At 61.0% G+C, this 962-nt stretch carries 1 protein-coding gene; it reads right to left on the reverse strand.

All coding sequences use genetic code 11. The features are described from left to right. Positions 1 to 962: AMP-binding protein (locus tag M5G11_RS27350; RefSeq protein WP_273925449.1), on the reverse strand; the 962-nt coding region annotated here is incomplete at both ends.

The following is a 962-nucleotide window of genomic DNA, read 5'->3' on the forward strand; positions in this document are numbered from 1 at the left end:
CAAGTGGGCTGGTCAAGAAGCGCGCAACAGTCAGACACGGGCGGAGGTGATAACCACGCGCCAGCCCTTCTCCGCCCAGGTACAGCTCGCCAATCACGCCCACCGGTACCGGGTTCAACTCTGAATCGAGAATGAACGTCGACAGGTTGGCAATCGGTTGACCAATGGGCACGCCATCGCGGCCTTCGTCGCGACAGGTCCAGTGGGTCACGTCGATGGCGGCTTCGGTTGGGCCGTAGAGGTTGTATAGCCCTGCGTTTGGTAGCTTGGCGAACACCTGCTGCTGGGCATCGACGGGCAATGCTTCACCACTGCACACGATGCGCTTGATCCCCGTGCAGCGAGTGACCTGCTCATCCAGCAGGAACACTTGCAGCATCGAAGGGACGAAGTGCAGCGTGGTGACCTGATGCTGTTCGATCAACGCAACCAGCTTTGCCGGATCACGATGGTCACCGGGCGCGGCCATGGCCAGACGCGCGCCGGTCATCAGCGGCCAGAAGAACTCCCAGACCGACACGTCGAAGCTGAACGGAGTCTTCTGCAAAATGGTGTCGCTGGCATCCAGGCCATAAGCCTGCTGCATCCAGCACAGACGGTTGGTCAGGGCTGAATGGCGATTGCCTGCGCCCTTCGGCTTGCCGGTCGAACCCGAGGTGTAGATCACGTAGGCCAGGTTTTCCCCGGTCACCGCGATGTTCGGGTTCTCGGTGGCATAGCCGTCCAGTGGCTGATCCAGCAGCAAGGTGTTCAGGCCAGCGGGAATTGGCAGCGCATCACGCAGATGCGACTGGGTCAGCAGCAAATGAATGCCGCTGTCTTCGAACATGTAGGCCAGACGATCTTGCGGGTATTCCGGGTCCAGCGGCACGTAAGCACCGCCAGCCTTGAGCACACCCAGCAAACCGATGACCATTTCCAGCGAACGCTCGGCGGCGATGCCGACGATGACATCCGGGCCA

The organism is Pseudomonas fontis (genome assembly GCF_028656955.1).
In the GTDB taxonomy this organism is placed as follows: domain Bacteria; phylum Pseudomonadota; class Gammaproteobacteria; order Pseudomonadales; family Pseudomonadaceae; genus Aquipseudomonas; species Aquipseudomonas fontis.